The sequence below is a fragment of the Paenibacillus sp. FSL W8-0186 genome, assembly GCF_037969765.1.
GTDB lineage: Bacteria > Bacillota > Bacilli > Paenibacillales > Paenibacillaceae > Fontibacillus > Fontibacillus woosongensis.
This window is the reverse complement of sequence record NZ_CP150207.1, coordinates 5,127,035-5,145,947: the sequence shown is the minus strand read 5'-3', so window position 1 is coordinate 5,145,947 and position 18,913 is coordinate 5,127,035. Positions and strand designations below refer to the sequence as shown.

The following is an 18,913-nucleotide window of genomic DNA, read 5'->3' as shown; positions in this document are numbered from 1 at the left end:
ATTACTTATAAGAATACTCGTTTTGGTTCCGCCAAAGCTTGATCGTGTTTCGCCTGAAACGGGACAATGTTCTGCTCAGGTTTACTAGCCCGATTAGCTTTGGCTAAGGGCCGAAATTTGAGAATATGTTACGTGAAGTTAAGCGTATGCTTTCGAAGTAACTTTGGCTTACAGCCAAAGTTTGAGGGTGGTGAAATCATGGCAAAAGGGATTCGCGAGATAAAACGTCAAATCAAGAGTGTTCAGAACACCCGTCAGATTACGAAGGCGATGGAAATGGTCGCTTCGGCCAAGCTGAGAAGAGCGCAAGAGAAGGCCCAGTCCTCCCGTCCATACGCGGAGAAGCTGAAGGAAGTAGTGAGCAGCATCGCCTCCAGCACTGACGGAGTTACGCATCCGATGCTCGTGACTCGCCCCGTAAAACGGACGGCCTATATTGTCATTACGGCCGATGGCGGGCTTGTCGGCGGATACAATACGAATATTCTCCGAAAAGTAATGGATGAGATCAACCAGAAGCACCAATCCCAATCCGAATACGGTTTATTCGTTATCGGACGCAAAGGACGGGACTACTTCAATCGTCGGGGGCTTCCTGTACTGAAGGATGTCGTCGAATTATCTGATTCGCCGAACTTCGCCGATATTAAGTCTTTGGCCTACGCGGCTGTACAGGGCTTTGAAGAGGAGCAATTTGACGAGGTCTATATTTGCTATAACAAATTCATAAATGCGATGAGCCAGCTGCCGACGGTAGATCGTTTGCTTCCATTCGACAGTGTCGAAACGAACGGACCGACAGCAGAATACGAGTATGAGCCTTCTCCTGAAGCTGTGCTTGAAGTTCTGCTTCCGAAGTATGCCGAAACACTGATTTTCGGTGCCCTTCTGGAAGGAAAGGCAAGTGAGCTTGGAGCGAAAATGACGGCAATGGGCAGCGCGACGAAGAACGCAACGAAAATGATCAACGAGCTGACCCTGACGTATAACCGTGCTCGTCAAGCGGCTATTACCCAGGAAATTACGGAAATTGTGGCGGGTGCCAACGCCCTAGGCTAGCATTTTCGTTTTCGATGATAGTTTGCGGATATGCAGGAACGCTAGACGGTACTGCATGGCCTCAGCATAGATAGAAGCGAAGTTCCTAATACGAACGGCTTCCTGGCTGCTCGGCGCTGCAAAACTTTAAGGAGGGAAACAACAATAATGAACAAAGGACGCGTTGTTAGCGTAATGGGTCCGGTTGTTGACATTGAATTTGGACGCGGACAACTTCCGGATATTTTCAACGCTATTAAAATTGTGAAACAGGGCGCACAGGATGAAGGCAGCGAATTGATCCTGGAAGCATCCAATCACTTGGGCGACAACCTCGTCCGCTGTATCGCCATGTCCTCGACGGATGGTCTTGTACGTGGTGTGGAAGCAGTAGACTTGGGCGCTCCAATTTCTGTTCCAGTAGGTGAAGTAACTCTGGGCCGCGTATTTAACGTGCTTGGAGAGACGATTGATAATAAGGGACAGGTAGCGGGGAATAGATATCCGATCCACCGCGATCCACCTTCATTTGAAGAGCTGTCGACACAATCGGAAATTCTGGAGACTGGTATTAAAGTTATCGATTTGCTTGCTCCATATGCCAAGGGTGGTAAGATCGGCCTGTTTGGCGGTGCGGGTGTTGGTAAAACCGTTACGATTCAAGAGCTTATCAACAACATCGCTCAAGAGCATGGCGGTATTTCCGTATTTGCCGGCGTAGGCGAGCGGACTCGTGAAGGTAATGACTTGTATCATGAAATGACCGATTCCGGCGTTATCAATAAAACGGCGATGGTATTCGGCCAAATGAACGAACCGCCAGGCGCGCGTCTTCGCGTAGCCTTGTCCGGACTTACGATGGCGGAATATTTCCGTGATCAAGAGGGGCGCGACGTACTTCTATTTATCGACAACATTTTCCGCTTTACTCAAGCCGGTTCTGAGGTTTCCGCCCTCCTTGGGCGTATGCCTTCTGCGGTAGGTTACCAACCTACGCTTGCAACAGAGATGGGTCAGCTTCAAGAGCGGATTACTTCGACGAAGAAAGGTTCCGTTACTTCGATTCAAGCGATTTACGTTCCTGCGGATGACTATACGGATCCGGCTCCTGCGACGACATTTGCTCACTTGGATGCCACGACAAACCTTGAGCGTAAGATTTCCGAGAAAGGGATTTTCCCTGCGGTTGATCCGCTGGCTTCCAGCTCCCGGATTTTGACGCCTGAAATCGTCGGCGAGGAGCACTATAATGTAGCACAAGGCGTTAAACAACTTTTGGCACGTTATAAGGAATTGCAGGATATCATCGCGATCCTTGGTATGGATGAGCTGTCTGAGGACGACAAGCTGATCGTATCCCGTGCACGGAAGATCGAACGCTTCTTGTCGCAGCCGTTCCACGTTGCCGAGCAGTTTACCGGAATCAAAGGTAAATACGTGCCGATTGCTGAAACGGTTCGCAGCTTCAAGGAAATCCTCGAAGGCAAGCATGATTCCCTTCCGGAAGCAGCTTTCCTCTTCGTGGGTACGATCGAAGAAGCTGTAGAAAAAGCAAAAACGTTGTAATACGCGCCGTGAACTCGGATGCTTCAGAAATGAACTGTCCCACGAACAGGAGGGATGACTAGTGAGCACCTTTTTATTGGAAATTGTTACGCCGGAACATGTGGTGTTCTCCGAACAGGTGAATAGCCTGACCGTCCGCGGTGTCGAGGGCGAGCTTGGTATTTTGCCGCATCACGTTCCGCTGGTAACACCGCTTCAGGTTGCTCCAATTGTGGCCAAAACCGGTGGAGATTCGACCACAATTGCGGTGCATGGCGGCTTTGTTGAAGTTCAGAAAGACAAAGTTATCATTCTCGCAGAGAGTGCCGAGCTTCCGGAGGAGATCGATGTCGATCGTGCGGTAGCTGCACGAGAGCGTGCTGAACGCAGGTTGTCTGCTGGCAACAATCAGGATCGAATTGATCACCGTCGTGCAGAATTGGCTCTGCAAAGGGCGATTACCCGGATTAATGTATCCGGCAACGCGAAGATCAAAAAGCATCATTAATTGTAAATTTTATAGCGAAACCGAACACTCTGGTGTTCGGTTTTTTCTTTTTAGGGTACCTGCAATCGGGCCTCTGCGATCAGCTATCTTCAACCATCTGCCAGCGGGCTTTATTAAAAGAAGGTATAAATGAAGAAGGACTTGTAAAATGTAGTAATTAATAGTGGACAATAACCGTTTCCTTGGCACCTTTTTTGACCGACTTAAGATACAATCGGGTTTGGGACATTGGCCCAATTCTGAATAATTTTAATGAAAATTGTTCAGCAAAAAGTAAGTGCTTTGCCGTGGGCATAAGAATCTGGCAGTATAAAAAACACACTAAAACCTTGCTCTAAAGCCTATTTACTGGATTACGCCTGAAAAATACCCTAGAACCTTACGTGAGGTTTGTGGCGGCTATTGCCGCAGAAAATACGAAAATGCGGCATGGTTGACTTTAATGTATGAAATTGAATATAGTATCCACGGCTGCAAAATTCGATGTAGCGGAAACGAACAATTTTTTGTAACATAGAACTATGTTGCTTTGAAGCAGAAAATGTCGATCATGGAGAATGAAACAGGCTTCATGTTAACGCTATGAGGCAATAATTCTGAGTATGTTTTTGCGATTGCAGCAGGGTGAAACAGCTTTTAAATAAATATACAAATGGAAGCGCTCTGAGCGAAAAGAAAGACTGGATTATTATCACTCAGGCAAGTATGATATATAGGGTCTATAAATTTTTTACATTATGCTTGCCGATATATATTTATAGTGTTTTAACCCTTTCTGGGGCGGTTGCATAAGTATAGAACAAGGCGGGAGGCGCGGATATGAATCCCATGGATTCAGTGCCGACTTCGGTTGGCATGAATGGCTTGACGGCCATTTTAATATCGCTGGCTTGTATTGTCCTGTCCTGGTGGGCGCTGCAAAATCTCAAGCTGGATTTATTCATCCGGCATCCGAAGGGGCCGCAAGGCAAGCTGCTCCATCTGCTTTTGGCCATCGTGCTGGGACGGTTTGTGGCAGCCTTCATATTGGAGTACTTGGGATATACGCAGATGCTTCGCTATATGTTTTAATTCCTAAGTCTTTGGTTATAAGTGTGTTAGACTATTCGGGTTAACAAGATTTTTGGGGGTCTTGGAGCCTTAATGCGTAATTATACGCAGAGTGAAGTTTGTCGAATAACATCAAAACATTGTGTCAACAATGGTGAATAAGGATTACGCCAAGGGGATCTAGTAAATGCTTGCAAATAAGACGAAATTCTACATAATTCGTGTTATTTCTACAAGATTAGAGCCTTGTGCGCCTCAAGCTACCGATGATATGATGAAATTTAGGGAAATGAGCGGGATGCCTTTATTTTGCATCGAAAATAAGGGTGAAAATGAACGCGCGGAGGGAAACAAAGATGAGCAAATTTATCGTCCGCGGCGGCAATATTTTGTCCGGGAACGTTAAAGTTAGCGGAGCTAAAAATTCTGTGCTGCCGATCATCGCAGCATCGCTACTGGGGGAGGAAGGCGTAAGCGTAATTCGTGATGCCCCGCCGCTAGATGATGTGATGACCATTATCAAAGTTTTGGAATCGCTCGGAGCGACAGTTACATATGATCGTGAAGTAGTCACGGTCAATGCGCAAAAGATCGCGAATTGTGAAGCGCCGTACGAATGGGTACGGAAAATGCGGGCATCTTTTCTTGTTATGGGACCTTTGTTGACTCGCACGGGTTATACGCGAATTTCTCTTCCTGGAGGCTGCGCGATCGGTACGAGACCCATTGATCAGCATTTAAAAGGCTTTGAAGCGATGGGTGCTGAGATCAATCTAGGGCAGGGCTTTATCGAAGCTAAATCGAACGGACGCCTGCGCGGGGCGAAAATTTACCTGGACGTAGCCAGCGTTGGGGCAACGGAGAATATTATGATGGCGGCTACTCTGGCGGAAGGAACGACGGTTATCGAGAATGCGGCGAAGGAGCCGGAAATCGTTGATCTTGCCAACTACTTGAACGGAATGGGCGCGATCGTCCGCGGTGCAGGAACGGGCGTCATTCGCATTGAAGGCGTGGAGAAGCTGCGCGGTGTAGAGCATACGGTCATTCCTGACCGCATTGAAGCAGGTACCTTTATGATTGCTGCCGCTACGACAGGCGGAAACGTGTTTGTCGAGGGCGCGATTGCGGATCATCTGGGTCCCGTCATTGCCAAACTTGAGGAAATGGGCGCGAACGTTGAAGTACACGAGAATGGTGTGCGGGTTATAGCGGATAAGCCGCTTAAGGCTGTGGACGTTAAAACGCTGCCTTACCCGGGCTTTCCAACCGACATGCAGTCGCAAATGATGGCGCTATTGCTTGTGTCCGAAGGAACAAGTGTGGTGACGGAAACCGTGTTTGAGAATCGTTTCATGCACGTAGAGCAATTTGCGCTGATGAATGCAGAAATTAAAGTGGAAGGACGTACTTCCATCATCACAGGCGGTGCCAAGCTGAGCGGAGCCAAAGTATGCGCTACGGATTTGCGCGCCGGGGCCGCACTCATTATTGCCGGGCTCGTCGCTGATGGTACCACGGAAGTAAGCGGCACACATCATATTGACCGCGGCTATGTTAATTTGGCCGAGAAGCTTTCGGGCCTAGGGGCAGATATCTGGCGGATCACTGTTGACGAGAAAGAATCCGCTGCTCAAAGCGAACGGGTTCCTGTCAATAAGAAGGATGAGCTCCCGATGCTTAAAGTACAACCGACCTGGGCATGATTGCGAATTAATATCATAACCTATAGATGTGAAAAAGACTGTGTTTTTGAGCACGGTCTTTTTTTTTGTGTGGCAAGAGAACATGGCGGGAATTGGGTTTGGGTGGACATGGTGTAACGCCATATGTGCTGGGTGCGGCGTTCGGTGTGAGATGGATTGGATTGATGTGCAATTGACTGGATTTGGTGAGCAAACTGACTGGATTGGTGCGCAATTGACTGAATGGACCGTAGATCCGTTATTTTGCGAAAAAGCAGCAAAGACTAATGCGTACGGACAGTGGTTCCGTTATTTGGCTAAATGACCTCCTAATATAGAAGAAAAATTGCAAATAGGTGCATCTGGGTCCGATAAGTACTGTGATTCAGCTTCAAACTAGAAATAGCGCCCTCTCTGTCCGTTAGCAGGGGAAATGGTACTGAACCGGATTGAATAAGACATTGCATAAGGTATTGCATAGCGAGCACAGCTTGATGGGGAACCAATATATAAGATTATGCTGGTTGATCATCATATCAAACCTATTCGTTTCTCATATATTCGGGCTGAAGACTTACCCTTTCCGGTTCTAGCAGGCTCGTGAAGGTCATATCTATAAGTATAGCGAACAAAAAGTATAACGAATTCAATCGCTAGGGTCGCATATCCCCTTGGCTAGAGGAAACCATGCGGCTGCAGCATGAATCGGGATGGAGGTTGCTTGCTTTGAGTACGGATTCTAATCAGGAACATTTGGTCATCAATCTATCGGCTCGTAAAAATAAAAGAGAACAAGGCAGTGCGTCGATCGGGAGCCGTCTGGAAAGCGGCTGGCGGGAAAGAGCGGCCGCAGGGCAAGAACAGCCTAGGACGGCTGCAGGCTGTGATGCAGCCGTGGCGGTACGGAAGGGTGCGAAGCAGGCAACGCTGGGAACGGAGTCCGCACTGCGTGTAAAAGACGGTGCGCATATAGCTGAAGCGGGGTTTGCACCGGGACATAGCAGAGGATCGGATAAATCGCATGTGGGATCAATATCGCACTATGAGGCAAACGATACGCACTACAATGTACAAAGTAGAATAGCCAGCACTGACAGCGAAAGGGCTGGCAGGTTTGTAAAGAGTGAACAACGCGGTGTGGCGGCTGTCAGCGGGCAGCGCAGTGCGGCGAACAGTACCGCGGGAAGCAAAGCAGGCATCGCATCTAAAGGGCTGGATGGGCGAGCTGCACCGTCAAGCGGGGGCAGCTGGGCGCCGCTAAGGGCGGCGGGCAGTGCGCCAGGCCGCGGGGCGGGCGCTGCGTTGCCTGGCGTGCACGGCAGTGCGGCGCACCAGCTGCTCGGAGCAGCATCGCTGCCTGCACCCGGCGGTAACGCGCCAGCTCCGGTGCACGCCCCGCCGCAGCCGCAGGCGCGCCGCGCCCCGCGCCCGGCAGCGGCGCGTGCGCTGCGCGCCGTCCGCGTGCGCGTCCCTGCGGGCACGCGCGCGTACCGTTCCTTCCGCCATAGCGGAAGGAACAGCGCCAAGCTCGGCGCTGCGCTGGCCTCGCTGGCCGCGGCGGCCGTACTGCTGGCGGCCCTTGTTGGCAGCCGCAGCGGCGCCGGGCCCGCGGCAGCACCGCCGCCAAGCGCTGCCGGGCAGCCCGCCGCGGCTGATCCGGCCAGCACGGCTGGATCCGGCCGTGCTGTGGCGGTGCCGCCCGCGGTCCGGCTCCCGGCTGCGCCAGCCGCTAGCGAGCTGCCCCCGGTCAGCGTCTACCTGACGAAGACCGGGGGCATTGAGACGCTGCCGCTCGAGCAGTACGTGACCGGCGTGCTTGCAGCGGAAATGCCGGCGGACTTCGAGCTCGAAGCGCTGAAGGCACAGGCGATCGCCGCACGGACGTTTATCGTCCGCCGCCTGGCGGAAGGGGATCGCAGCGGAGTTCCCGTGTCAGGAGCAGACGTCGTTGATTCGGTCGGTCATCAGGCCTATCTGTCCAGCAAAGAGCTGGACAAGTGGATCGAGCTCGGCAAGAGCGACCAGCTGGCCAAGCTGCGCCGGGCGGTAGAGCAAACGAAGGGGATCATCATGACCTATCAGGGCAAGCCGATAACCGCTACCTTTTTCTCTGCCAGCGGCGGGTATACCGAAAATTCTGAGGAATATTGGTCCCTAAAGCTGCCTTATCTGCGCAGCGTGCCCAGCCCGTGGGATAAAAGCGTCAATCCGTCTTTTAAGGAGACGGTAACCATTCCGCTGAGCGAGTTGTTCAATAAGCTTGGACTTAAGGATTCTGCCCTGCCTGCGGCTTCCCCAGCTGACCAAGCAGCGGCGCCGGCGCTTTTTCAAATTAAATCCTATACGGCAGGGCATAATGTCAAAACGATGTTCATCAACGGACAGTCCTTCACTGGACGTGAGCTGCGGGAGAGGCTAGGACTGCGCTCCGCCCAGTTTGCAATGACTTTGGACGGAGACGATGTCAAGATTACAACGTACGGCAACGGACACGGCGTCGGCATGAGTCAATGGGGAGCCCAGGGGATGGCGAAGCAGGGATACACAACGACGCAAATTCTCAAACACTATTACACCGGTATATCATTTGCGCAGGCATCTGAATGGCTGGAACACTAATTATTTTTGAAATATTACTATAATGGAAGTATAAAAGAGTCACCCTCGGTAACACTGGTTATTGAGGTGATACCAATGAATGAACAAAAACCAAAAAATCAACCCCATGAGGAATCTCCCAAAAATATAATGGGCGAGCCGGAAGCTCCGGTATCCGCATGGAAAAAAGTATTGTCCAAGAGATGGGTGTACCCGGCAGCATATGTGGCGGCAGCGGCAATTATACTAACCTTAGTGTGGGTCTATCAGGATGCAGGCCGCAAGCCTATGGAATCGACCCCCGCCAGCGTAACCGACACCGTCCAGCTCCCCGATGACGAATTGATGCGAGACAACGTTTCTGACAAAACGGATACTTCAAAAACAGCAATCACGGAGGATTTGATCTGGCCCGTGGCCAACGTTTCCGAAGTGTCGATCGTAAAGCCTTTCTATGAGAAGGAAGGCTCAGCGGAGGATCATCAAGCGGCGATGGTCGAGTATAAGGATACTTTTACACCGAATACCGGCATCGATTTGGCTCGCGAGGATGACAAGCCATTTGAGGTCAAGGCCGCACTTGCCGGCAAAGTAACGCGGGTTGAAGAGCATCCTCTGCTCGGCTATGTTGTGGAAATTACTCATGCAAACAACCTGAAGACCGTATACGAGAGCCTGACTGACATTAAGGTAAAGCAGGGGGCAGAGGTGAAGCAGGGCGATGTCCTTGCTAATGCCGGCCGCAATGAAATGGAGAAGGATCTTGGCAACCACTTGCATTTCGCAGTATATGAAAACGGCGAATTGCTCAACCCGGTTAGTGTGCTTCCCAAAAATTAATTTCCGGTTTATTGGGTCTAGAGAAAAAGGCGGAGAGCTTCATAGCTCCCGCTTTTTTTGCTGCTCGAACCTCTTTTGTAAAATAAATGGCCTTGTCCGGGCTTGTCACGCTTCCGAAACCGTGAATATATGGGCACGCCCCTCATATAATGTACCAAACTATCTCGAGTAGGGAGGCGGGAGCGTGCACGACTACATCAAAGAACGAACGATTAAAATAGGACGCTGCATCGTGGAGACTCGGCACACGGTTCGGACGATTGCCAAGGAATTCGGCGTATCCAAGAGTACGGTGCATAAAGATTTGACCGAGCGTCTTCCGGAAATCAATCCGGATTTGGCAGACCAGGTGAAGCACATTCTCGAATATCATAAGTCGATCCGCCATCTCCGTGGAGGAGAGGCGACCAAGATCAAGTATAAAAAGAAAGGGCAGACGAAACGCGAAGCCATCGGATCGGTAAAATAACCCCCTGAAGGCACTCGAAAGGCAATGTTTGAGCGGGCAGGATTATCATTGAACACATCCCCCAAAGTATGGTATTTTTAAATATGGCATGGAAAAGCGGATTTTTATCTATAAATCCCGAAATATAAAGGAATAATCGAAGTTTTTGTCGAATAATAACGGAGTAATGACAGGGAAACATTTACCATATACTGAACGCATCGTTTTCCATGATTTACAAAATACGCTTTGGGGGAGCATCGGAATAATGGGCAAGGATATCGGTATTGACTTAGGTACAGCAAATGTATTGATTCATGTGAAAGGAAAAGGGGTTGTTCTCGACGAACCGTCCGTCGTAGCGATAGAAAGCGACACGAAGCGGGTGCTTGCCGTCGGCGAGGATGCAAGACGCATGGTAGGGCGCACGCCGGGAAATATCGTTGCGATCCGTCCGCTAAGAGACGGCGTCATTGCTGATTTTGAAATTACGGAAACGATGCTGAAGCATTTTATTAACCGGGTCGGGGGCAAAAGTTGGTACAGCCACCCCCGTGTTCTTATTTGTGCGCCAACGAATATTACGTCTGTAGAGCAAAAGTCGATTCGCGAAGCTGCTGAGCATAGCGGCGCCAGAGATGTATTTCTGGAGGAAGAGCCGAAGGCGGCAGCCATCGGCGCCGGCATGGACATATATGAGCCGAGCGGTAACATGGTGGTCGATATCGGCGGAGGGACGACGGATGTGGCGGTGCTCTCGATGGGGGACATCGTCACGGCTTCGTCGATCAAAATCGCTGGGGATACTTTTGATACCGCCATCATTAAATATATTAAATCGAAGTACAAGCTGCTGATTGGAGAACGGACGGCAGAGGACATCAAAATTGCTATCGGTACGGTTCATCCGTCAGGAGCGCTGGCCGAGCTGGACATCCGCGGAAGGGATATGGTATCGGGTCTGCCGCTTACGGTCACGATCACCTCGAAGGAGGTGCAGGAGGCTTTGTCGGATCCTGTCGCATCAATCGTTGCTGCAGCAAAATCGGTATTGGAACGGACACCGCCCGAGCTGTCTGCGGATATTATCGACCGGGGTGTCATTCTGACTGGCGGAGGCGCTCTATTGAACGGATTGGACGAGCTGTTGTCCGAGGAACTCCGTGTGCCGGTGCTCATTGCGGAGGATCCGATGCATTGCGTCGTCAAAGGCACGGGCATGATGCTTGATAATTTGGATAAAGTTATTAAGAAAAAATTCTGATTCGCCGATATATATATCTATGAGATAAGTCGTTTGGGTCCCATAGAAGATCCAAGCAGACAAGCTAAACAAGTTTGGAGGTTGTCCCATGTTAAGAGGGCTCTACACCGCTGCTTCCGGTATGATCACGGAGCAAAGGCGCCATGATACGGTGACGCAGAATATAGCAAATATCAATACACCGGGTTATAAGCAGATGAACAGCGTATCGCGTGCTTTTCCCGAAATGCTTGTTTCGCTCGTAGGCGACAGTACGCTGGGCACACGGCGGATCGGGAAGCTGAATACCGGGGTTTTTGTGGAGGAGAGTCTGCCATCTTATATGCAGGGCGACTTGACGGAGACGGGGAAGAACTCGGATTTCGCCCTCATTTCTAATATAAATTTGGATAACCCTGCAACAGGGGAGCCTATTCCTTTTGACGCCTCGGGGAAATACGTGACTGAGGACGGCGAGATCATTTATCGCCCGGCGGCATTTTTTTCCGTCATGGACACAGGCGGCAATGTTCGTTATACTCGTGACGGAAGTTTTTATGTTGATCCTGACGGCGCGCTGCGTACGATGCAAGGTTACCAGGTGCTTGATTCAGAAGGAAATGCGATTGTTCTCGGCTACGATCAGCCGATCGAGTCACTGCAGATCGACCGCCAGGGCAACCTGCAAATCAATGGCGAGGCGATTGAAATTCAGATGGGCATTTCGGTGGTTACCCGGCCGCAGGCGCTATTTCGCGATGGAAACGGCGTGTACCTCGTTCAGGACGAGGAGGCGGCAGGAATCCGTGCGCTTCAGGAAGACGACGCGGTACAGGTGCAGCAAGGCTACATAGAAGGCTCCAACGTTAACCTTGCCCAGTCGATGGTCGATATGATGGCAGCGCAGCGGGCGTATGAATCCAATCAGAAAATGATTCAATTTTACGATAGAAGTCTGGAAAAAGCGGTTAATGAAATCGGCCGTGTATAATAGGAGGGCCACATGAATAACTCAATGATCAGTGCCATGGTATCCATGAACGGAATTCAGCAGCGTCTCGACATGATTGCCGACAATATGGCTAACGTCAATACTGCCGGATATAAGAGGAAGGAAGCCGCTTTCCAAGATACGCTGAACAGCGTGATGCAGCAGTCTTCCGATTTCCAGCTCGGCGGACGTGCTACTCCGCTTGGATTGAGCATGGGCTTTGGCTCCCGCATGTCGGAACTGTCGGTGAACTTTAAACAGGGTACCCTGAAGGAGACCGGCAACATGACGGATCTGGCTATTGAGGGTAACGCGATGTTCCAGGTGCTGACCCTGGATGGAGAAGTCGGATTCACCAGAGCGGGAAATTTCTCTGTCCAGCCAAACCCTGAGGATCAGGCTATGGGATATCTTGTCACAAGCCTCGGGCACCCGGTGCTGGATGAAGAAGGCGAGCTGATCGAGGTTCCTACCGGCTCGAAGCTGCACATTGACGGGGCGGGGAACATTATCGCCGTGGACGGAGAAGTTGAAACAGAGGTCGGCCGCATCGGACTAGTGACTCCGCTGCGTCCCGATGCGCTGATCCAGAAGGACAGCAGTCTATTTGTACTCCCCCCGGGAGTGCGGGAAGGCATAATTGCCGCTACTTCCGATCTTCCTGAGGAAGAGCAGGCGACGATTCGGCAGGGTGTCCTTGAGAACTCCAATGTCGATTTGGCAAATGAAATGGCTGAAATGCTAAAGGTGCAACGAGCTTATCAGCTTGCTGCACGCGCGCTAACTTCCAGTGATACGATGATGAATTTGGCTAATAACTTGCGCGGATAGGTGGAGAATTTCATGAGGCAAGACAAGAAACCGGTTAAGAAACGTTCCGGCTGGATCATACTCCTGCGGATCTTTCTCATCCTTCTGTTCCTTGGCCTGGCATTGTTTGGAGGAGCAGTTGTAGGTTATGTCGTACTCGGCAAGCAGGATTTCAGCGGTGTCCTGGAATGGAGTACATGGAGACATGTGTTTGACTTAGTATTTGCTCCTTAACAAGGTGCTAAATCATGAAACAATTGCAAAAAATGACGAAAGGCTCCCGGAAATCGGGAGTTTTCTTTTTTAAAGCGGAAAATGTATAATGATGGGGGTGCTGTATGCCAGAAGAACAATCAAGGGCTTGATCACATTGTCGGCATTATGCCTTGATGGATCAGCCCCTTATCTTAACCCTCGCTTCTGCAGAGGCGAAGGATAATTACAGTTTGGCCGTCCCCCGCCTTTTTTATACGGCAGGGCGAATGAAAAGAATAATGAAGGGAGCAGTACATATGTTAGATTCGAAGCAAATTCAAGAAATCATTCCACACCGTCCCCCATTTCTGCTGGTGGATCGGATTATAGAAATGGAGGATGGCAAGCGGGCTGTCGGCATCAAGAACGTCACGGTGAACGAGCCGTTTTTCGCGGGACATTTTCCGGAGTATCCGGTCATGCCGGGCGTGCTTATAACGGAGGCGCTTGCTCAGGTTGGGGCGGCAGCGATTCTGAATGTGGAGAGCAACCGCGGCAAGATCGGTTTTCTTGCCGGGCTTGACGGTTTCCGTTTTCGCGGTCAGGTCGTTCCGGGCGACACCTTGCGTCTTGAGGTAGAAATTATCCGGCTTAAAGGCTCCATCGGCAAAGGCCGGGCCGTAGCTTCGGTTGAAGGCAAGGTCGTAGCGGAAGGCGAGATCATGTTTGCGCTCTCCTAAGCAAGGGATTTAGTACAATAGCGGCCGGTAAGCGGCCTGTATATTTTATAGAGATAAGTTTAAGGAGGAGTTTGTAACCATGGCTGAATTGAGTCATAGCGTTGAAGAGAAAGTGAAGAGCTGGCTGGATGATCCATCCATCGATGAAGCGACAAAAGAAGAGCTGAGAGCATTAGCTTCTAATCCTGCGGAACTGGAGGATCGCTTCTATCGGGATCTGGAATTCGGAACCGGCGGCCTGCGCGGCGTCATCGGAGCAGGAAGCAACCGAATGAACCGTTATACAGTCGGACGCGCTACGCAAGGGTTGGCCCAGTACTTGCTCAAGGTTCATGGGAATCAAGAAGGACGTCCGTCGGTCGTCATTGCACATGACAGCCGCCATTTCTCCCCGGAATTTGCGCTGGAAGCCGCATTGGTGCTGGCTGGCAACGGAATCGAAGCGAAGCTGTTCCCATCCCTTCGCCCAACGCCGCAGCTATCCTTCACGGTTCGCCATGTTGGTGCAACCGGAGGGATTGTGATCACGGCGAGCCACAATCCGCCGGAATATAACGGCTATAAAGTATACAACGCTAACGGCGGCCAGCTTGTTCCGCATGAGGCAGAGCAGGTCATCAATAATATCAAGGGGCTTACTTCCTTTGAGCAAGTACAGCGTCTCACAAAAGAAGAAGCCGAAGTTAAAGGGCTGCTCGTTTGGTTAGGCGAAGCGGAGGACGAGGCATTTTTCAATACGGTAGCTGGTGTGAGCCTGAATCCGGAGCTGCTGGCATCGGGCGCTGCCAAAGATGTTGTCGTCGTATTTACGCCGCTTCACGGAACGGGGAACATCCCTGTACGGCGAGTATTGGATAAATTGGGCTTTACACAGGTTCATATCGTCAAGGAGCAGGAGCAGCCTGACGCAGAGTTCTCAACAGTGAAATCGCCAAACCCGGAAGAGCGGGAAGCCTTCAAGCTGGCGATCGAACTGGGAGAGCAAGTGGGAGCCGACATCTTGATCGGCACAGATCCGGACGCGGACCGGATGGGCGCTGTGGTCAAAAACGCAGCTGGCGAGTATGAGGTTCTGACTGGCAATCAGTCCGGAGCAATTCTTGTTCATTATATTTTGAGCCAAATGAAGGAAGCCGGCAAGCTGCCAGGCAATGGGGCGATTGTCAAAACGATCGTTACCAGCGAATTCGGCGCGGAAATCGCCCGCTATTATGGAGCCGAGGTGTTTAATACACTGACCGGGTTTAAATATATTGGCGAGAAAATGGATCAATTCGAACAGTCCGGGGACTACACATATTTGTTTGGCTATGAGGAAAGCTACGGTTACCTGGCTGGAAATTATGCCCGCGACAAGGATGCGATCGTCGCCTCCACGCTTATTTGCGAAGCTGCAGCTTATTATAAGCAGCAAGGCAAATCATTGGTCGATGTGCTGGAGGAATTGTACGCGAAATTCGGCTATTACCGTGAATCACTAGTGTCGCGGACGTTGAAGGGTAAAGATGGTTTGGCGCAAATCGTAGCGTTGATGGAGAAGTTCCGGAGCGAGCCGCCGCAAGTCATCGGGGATATCCCGGTAACCAAGGTAGAGGACTTTTCCCTGGGCCTTTATGGGCTGCCGAAGGAAAATGTATTAAAATTTTCACTTGAGGACGGTTCGTGGTTCTGTCTTCGTCCGTCCGGTACGGAACCGAAGATTAAATTTTATTTCGCGGTGCGGGGCACTTCCAGTGCGGATGCTGCGGCTCGGCTGGAGCGCATCCAGGAAGAAGTGCTGAAGCGCGTTGATGCCTAAATTTGAGGGTTGATGGCGACTGGTGTAGTGTTGCATGATATGTAGGGGCATGTATGCCTATGGCAATGTAAACTGGAGCATGTACGATTGCTTGAAATTAATCGCGATCGCTTCGCGAGAACGGATTTGATTTTGTCCTATCCTGGGAGGATCCCGCCTATGCGGGATTCAAACCGGCAGGGGCGGGATTCATATTGAGGAGGTACCTTTGTGATCCAAGGTTGGCCGCGGTGGAACAATGCTTCCCGCAAATGGTTGTGGATATTAGTCGTAATTGGCATCATTGCTTCTTTGCCGGTCATTTATCAACGCATTCAGACGGAAGCGTCGGCGAAGAAGGTAGAGTTTGTATTTAATTATCGCGGATTGTTGGAGGTAGCGTCATATCAGGCCGACCCAGCCGCATTCATGAACGAGCAGCTTGACCGCTTGAAGAATGCCGGCGTTGGCTCGATGGCCATGTTCGAGACGACTTTGGATGAACTGTCCAAGGCGCGCCGGATCATGCTGTTTACGGCTGCGGATGTAGCTAAGATGAATCAGGGCGTAATCGCCGAGAATGGCAATTATACGTATATCGCTTTTACGAACGAAGAGAATGACCGGCAGCTCAGACCTTTGATTGAGAAAGGGCTGCGCGATTTGGATATTGCAACATCTCCATGGCAATATGGGGAGCAAAGCGGGTTGGTCATTGCAGCGGGACCGGAAGACGCTGTCCTTAAGCCGCTTCTGGAGACGGATCCGATCGCTTTTGCAATGCTGCGGGACAAAGGCTTCAATATCGTACCGCGGATTAGCGACAATGTTCCATTTAATGAAGAAGATGTGGATAAGCTGCTGTCTTTTTATAAAGATAACGGGGTAAAACGGATTATGCTCGACGGTGAAGGCGTCAAAGGCTACGGCGAAGATGAGGAAAAGAACAGCGTCGAGACGATGGCAGCGCTGCTGAACAAGCATGAACTAGGCATAGTTGTTATCGAGAATATGAAGGTGCAGCCTAAAGGCTTCCATAAAATCGCTTATTTGACCGGCTATAATGCCGTACGTCTGTTCTCGCTGTCCGATACCGATGTGAATTTGGATAGGATGGTCGTTGCCGACAAGATTGCGCTTGCGACGAAGGACCGGAATATTCGCATGATTTACTTCAATGCCGCTCCAAGCAAAGACTTGCAGAAAGGTGCGGTTACAAACCCTCTCGACAATATCATTCATACGCTTCTTGAGCCAGGGGATGCGGTACAGCGTGTGAAAGATAACGGCTTTGAGTTAGGACAGGCGGAGGCTTTTCAAGTGGTGGATAGCTCCTGGCAGACTTACTTAAAGGCCATCGTCATCGTAGGCGGCGTAGCTTTCGTGGCGCTTCTGGTGTCCATTTTCGCCCCATCGCTGACGCTGGGTTCATTCCTGCTGGGATTGGTCGGTTCGGCGGGATTATACGTCTTGAAGCCTACTTTGCTGGAACAGGCTCTCGCTTTATTCGTGGCCATCAGTGCGCCGACGGTTGCGATGATTCTGGCGATCCGCAAGGTTAGGGATCTGAGTCAGGCGATCCCGAGCATGTCTGCGGGCCGCAGGCTGTCGCATTCGCTGGTGCTGTACTTCAAAACGGCGGTTCTGTCGTTGTCCGCAGTACCTTTTGTCATAGCCCTGCTCAATAACATTACCTACAGCTTGGTACTCAGCCAGTTCCGCGGGGTTAGTCTGCTTCATTTGGCTCCGGTTTTCTTGGTTGCTGTTTATATTATGTTGTATAAGGGTACTAACTTGGTGCAGGAATTGCGGGCATGGATGCGCATGCCAATCACTCTCGTGATGGTTGTAGGAGCTGTCGTGCTGGGTGCGGCCGCGTTCTATTATTTGTCTCGCACAGGGAACGCAGGAACTCCGCTTCCGGGAGAAGCGGCATTCCGGTCAATCCTGGAGAATACATTTGGCGTAAGGCCGCGAAATAAAGAGTTTTTATTCGCGCATCCATTATTTATTGTAGGTATCTTTGCGGCGCTGCGTTACCGCTGGGCTCTGTACGCGATGATTGTAGCGGTCATCGGTCAGCTGTCGATGGTCGATACCTTTGCTCATATTCATACGCCAGCTGTGCTTTCGCTTATTCGCGGGTTGCTGGGATTAGGTCTAGGCTTGATCTTTGGCCTGTTGGCCCTGCTGGTATGGTATATCCTTGAAAGGTGCTGGGAGAAATGGTCGCCACGTCTTCTCAAACCATAGTTATTTCTGGTTACTACGGTTTTCGGAATATCGGGGACGAAGCCGTGCTGCAATCGATTCTGACCGCTCTTCGGGAAGAGAGCGAGGCGGCAGGGCTTAGGATCGAACCTGTCGTCTTGTCGATCGATCCGGAATGGACGGCGCGGACCTACGGAGTCAAGGCCGTACACCGGATGAAATTTAGTGAAGTAAGGGACGCTATCAAGAATAGCAGCGGCCTTATTAGCGGCGGGGGCAGCCTGCTGCAGGATGCGACAGGGGTAAAGACGATCCCCTATTATTTGGGTGTCGTCAAGCTGGCGCAGTGGCTGCGGAAGCCGACCTTCGTCTATGCTCAAGGGATCGGGCCGGTGAATCGGAGAATGTTCCGCCCTTTGATCGCCTCGGTATATCGCCGCTGTGAGTACGTCTCTGTCCGCGATGTCGAATCATCGGCATTGCTGCGCGATATTGGCATTCCCAAGAACATGATCGAAGTCGTTCCCGATCCGGTCATGGGGTTATCTCTGCCTCGAGCGGATTCAAGGGGAGACATTACAGCATCGGACTCCGGCAGGGCAGCGGGAAGCGAAGAGGGAGGAGCAGCCTCCGGCAAGCGAGGGCTTCCGGTTGTTGGCGTCTCCGTCCGTTTCTGGAATCCGCAGCGGACAGAGCTGATGAAGCTGGCCGAAGGCCTGGATGCGCTGCTAAGCAGAATGGCTCTGCACATTCGGTTCCTGCCGTTTCATTACCCAGGTGATGATGAAGCTTCCCGCTTCGTGATGAATATGTTAAGTCACGCTGAGGATCATGGCAGCGAAATCAGCATCGCGCCACAGAGCGAGACTCCACTGGAGATGCTGGAGGAAGTGAGCAGATGTGACTTGCTGATCGGAATGAGGCTTCATAGCCTGATCTATGCGGCTTCGCAAAATGTGCCGATGCTGGGCATCTCGTATGATCCCAAAATCGATCATTTCCTCGGCCGGCTTGGCAGTGTTCCTGTGGGGAGCAGCGCTGATCTCGATCATCGCATCGTAGCCGCCCAGAGCGAGCGGCTGCTGTCCGACCGGGAGGGCTGGCTTGCATCGCATGCGGCACAGCTTGAGGTATTGCGGCGTGAGGCGCAGCTTCCGGCAAAACGAATCGTGGAATATTTACGAAAGTAAGGGAGAGCATTGGCGTGGAAGGCGATAACAACATCGTAACGATT

At 51.2% G+C, this 18,913-nt stretch carries 17 protein-coding genes; all 17 read left to right on the top strand.

The features are described 5' to 3' along the window. Positions 1 to 198: 198 nt before the first annotated feature. The 17 genes from atpG (at position 199) to csaB (ending at position 18,869) form a co-directional block, all read left to right on the top strand. On the top strand, positions 199 to 1,059 hold the full coding sequence (gene atpG, locus MKX50_RS23025; protein WP_213593577.1) for an ATP synthase F1 subunit gamma: 861 nt from the start codon (positions 199 to 201) through the stop codon (positions 1,057 to 1,059). 147 nt (positions 1,060 to 1,206) lie between these two features. Continuing rightward, positions 1,207 to 2,604, top strand: coding sequence for a F0F1 ATP synthase subunit beta (gene atpD, locus MKX50_RS23020; protein ID WP_213593579.1), 1,398 nt, complete (start codon positions 1,207 to 1,209; stop codon positions 2,602 to 2,604). Between the two features lie 61 nt (positions 2,605 to 2,665). Continuing rightward, on the top strand, positions 2,666 to 3,091 hold the full coding sequence (locus MKX50_RS23015; protein WP_213593581.1) for a F0F1 ATP synthase subunit epsilon: 426 nt from the start codon (positions 2,666 to 2,668) through the stop codon (positions 3,089 to 3,091). 819 nt (positions 3,092 to 3,910) lie between these two features. After that, positions 3,911 to 4,162: a DUF1146 family protein gene (locus MKX50_RS23010; protein WP_155612155.1), complete on the top strand. Its 252-nt coding sequence runs from the start codon at positions 3,911 to 3,913 to the stop codon at positions 4,160 to 4,162. 166 nt (positions 4,163 to 4,328) lie between these two features. After that, a complete protein-coding gene (locus MKX50_RS23005) occupies positions 4,329 to 4,547 on the top strand; it encodes a hypothetical protein (protein WP_213593583.1) in 219 nt (72 codons plus the stop codon). Then, the gene (gene murA / locus MKX50_RS23000; RefSeq protein WP_339157857.1) at positions 4,498 to 5,847 is read left to right on the top strand and encodes a UDP-N-acetylglucosamine 1-carboxyvinyltransferase; all 1,350 of its coding nucleotides are present in this window, start codon (positions 4,498 to 4,500) and stop codon (positions 5,845 to 5,847) included. Before MKX50_RS23005 ends, murA begins: the two co-directional genes overlap by 50 nt. Positions 5,848 to 6,552: 705 nt before the next feature. Then, the gene (gene spoIID / locus MKX50_RS22995; protein ID WP_339157856.1) at positions 6,553 to 8,445 is read left to right on the top strand and encodes a stage II sporulation protein D; all 1,893 of its coding nucleotides are present in this window, start codon (positions 6,553 to 6,555) and stop codon (positions 8,443 to 8,445) included. Between the two features lie 75 nt (positions 8,446 to 8,520). Then, positions 8,521 to 9,264: a M23 family metallopeptidase gene (locus MKX50_RS22990; protein WP_213593587.1), complete on the top strand. Its 744-nt coding sequence runs from the start codon at positions 8,521 to 8,523 to the stop codon at positions 9,262 to 9,264. A gap of 184 nt (positions 9,265 to 9,448) precedes the next feature. Then, positions 9,449 to 9,733, top strand: coding sequence for a sporulation transcriptional regulator SpoIIID (gene spoIIID, locus MKX50_RS22985; protein WP_213593589.1), 285 nt, complete (start codon positions 9,449 to 9,451; stop codon positions 9,731 to 9,733). Between the two features lie 244 nt (positions 9,734 to 9,977). Beyond that, on the top strand, positions 9,978 to 10,976 hold the full coding sequence (locus MKX50_RS22980) for a rod shape-determining protein (RefSeq protein WP_280530429.1): 999 nt from the start codon (positions 9,978 to 9,980) through the stop codon (positions 10,974 to 10,976). Positions 10,977 to 11,064: 88 nt separating this feature from the next. Further along, positions 11,065 to 11,946: a flagellar hook-basal body protein gene (locus MKX50_RS22975; RefSeq protein WP_213593593.1), complete on the top strand. Its 882-nt coding sequence runs from the start codon at positions 11,065 to 11,067 to the stop codon at positions 11,944 to 11,946. A 12-nt stretch (positions 11,947 to 11,958) separates the two neighbouring features. After that, entirely contained in the window at positions 11,959 to 12,777 is an 819-nt protein-coding gene (locus MKX50_RS22970; RefSeq protein WP_155612496.1) for a flagellar hook-basal body protein, read from the top strand. A 12-nt stretch (positions 12,778 to 12,789) separates the two neighbouring features. Then, complete coding sequence (locus tag MKX50_RS22965; protein ID WP_213593595.1) at positions 12,790 to 12,990, top strand: DNA-directed RNA polymerase subunit beta; 201 nt, start codon at positions 12,790 to 12,792, stop codon at positions 12,988 to 12,990. A gap of 278 nt (positions 12,991 to 13,268) precedes the next feature. Next, a complete protein-coding gene (fabZ, locus tag MKX50_RS22960) occupies positions 13,269 to 13,691 on the top strand; it encodes a 3-hydroxyacyl-ACP dehydratase FabZ (RefSeq protein WP_155612498.1) in 423 nt (140 codons plus the stop codon). A gap of 79 nt (positions 13,692 to 13,770) precedes the next feature. Further along, entirely contained in the window at positions 13,771 to 15,489 is a 1,719-nt protein-coding gene (locus MKX50_RS22955) for a phospho-sugar mutase (RefSeq protein WP_339157855.1), read from the top strand. A 210-nt stretch (positions 15,490 to 15,699) separates the two neighbouring features. Continuing rightward, positions 15,700 to 17,721, top strand: a complete 2,022-nt coding sequence (locus MKX50_RS22950) for a DUF5693 family protein (RefSeq protein ID WP_339157854.1) — start codon at positions 15,700 to 15,702, stop codon at positions 17,719 to 17,721. Then, positions 17,694 to 18,869, top strand: coding sequence for a polysaccharide pyruvyl transferase CsaB (csaB, locus tag MKX50_RS22945; protein ID WP_339157853.1), 1,176 nt, complete (start codon positions 17,694 to 17,696; stop codon positions 18,867 to 18,869). Before MKX50_RS22950 ends, csaB begins: the two co-directional genes overlap by 28 nt. Positions 18,870 to 18,913 lie beyond the last annotated feature (44 nt).

Bases quoted from the DNA above. Each gene is read 5' to 3' on its own strand.
- MKX50_RS23005 (WP_213593583.1), top strand. From the start codon at position 4,329: ATGCTTGCAAATAAGACGAAATTCTACATAATTCGTGTTATTTCTACA.
- MKX50_RS22990 (WP_213593587.1), top strand. From the start codon at position 8,521: ATGAATGAACAAAAACCAAAAAATCAACCCCATGAGGAATCTCCCAAA.
- MKX50_RS22955 (WP_339157855.1), top strand. From the start codon at position 13,771: ATGGCTGAATTGAGTCATAGCGTTGAAGAGAAAGTGAAGAGCTGGCTG.
- atpD (WP_213593579.1), top strand. From the start codon at position 1,207: ATGAACAAAGGACGCGTTGTTAGCGTAATGGGTCCGGTTGTTGACATT.
- MKX50_RS22965 (WP_213593595.1), top strand. From the start codon at position 12,790: ATGAGGCAAGACAAGAAACCGGTTAAGAAACGTTCCGGCTGGATCATA.
- fabZ (WP_155612498.1), top strand. From the start codon at position 13,269: ATGTTAGATTCGAAGCAAATTCAAGAAATCATTCCACACCGTCCCCCA.
- MKX50_RS22970 (WP_155612496.1), top strand. From the start codon at position 11,959: ATGAATAACTCAATGATCAGTGCCATGGTATCCATGAACGGAATTCAG.
- MKX50_RS23010 (WP_155612155.1), top strand. From the start codon at position 3,911: ATGAATCCCATGGATTCAGTGCCGACTTCGGTTGGCATGAATGGCTTG.
- murA (WP_339157857.1), top strand. From the start codon at position 4,498: ATGAGCAAATTTATCGTCCGCGGCGGCAATATTTTGTCCGGGAACGTT.
- csaB (WP_339157853.1), top strand. From the start codon at position 17,694: ATGGTCGCCACGTCTTCTCAAACCATAGTTATTTCTGGTTACTACGGT.
- atpG (WP_213593577.1), top strand. From the start codon at position 199: ATGGCAAAAGGGATTCGCGAGATAAAACGTCAAATCAAGAGTGTTCAG.
- MKX50_RS22975 (WP_213593593.1), top strand. From the start codon at position 11,065: ATGTTAAGAGGGCTCTACACCGCTGCTTCCGGTATGATCACGGAGCAA.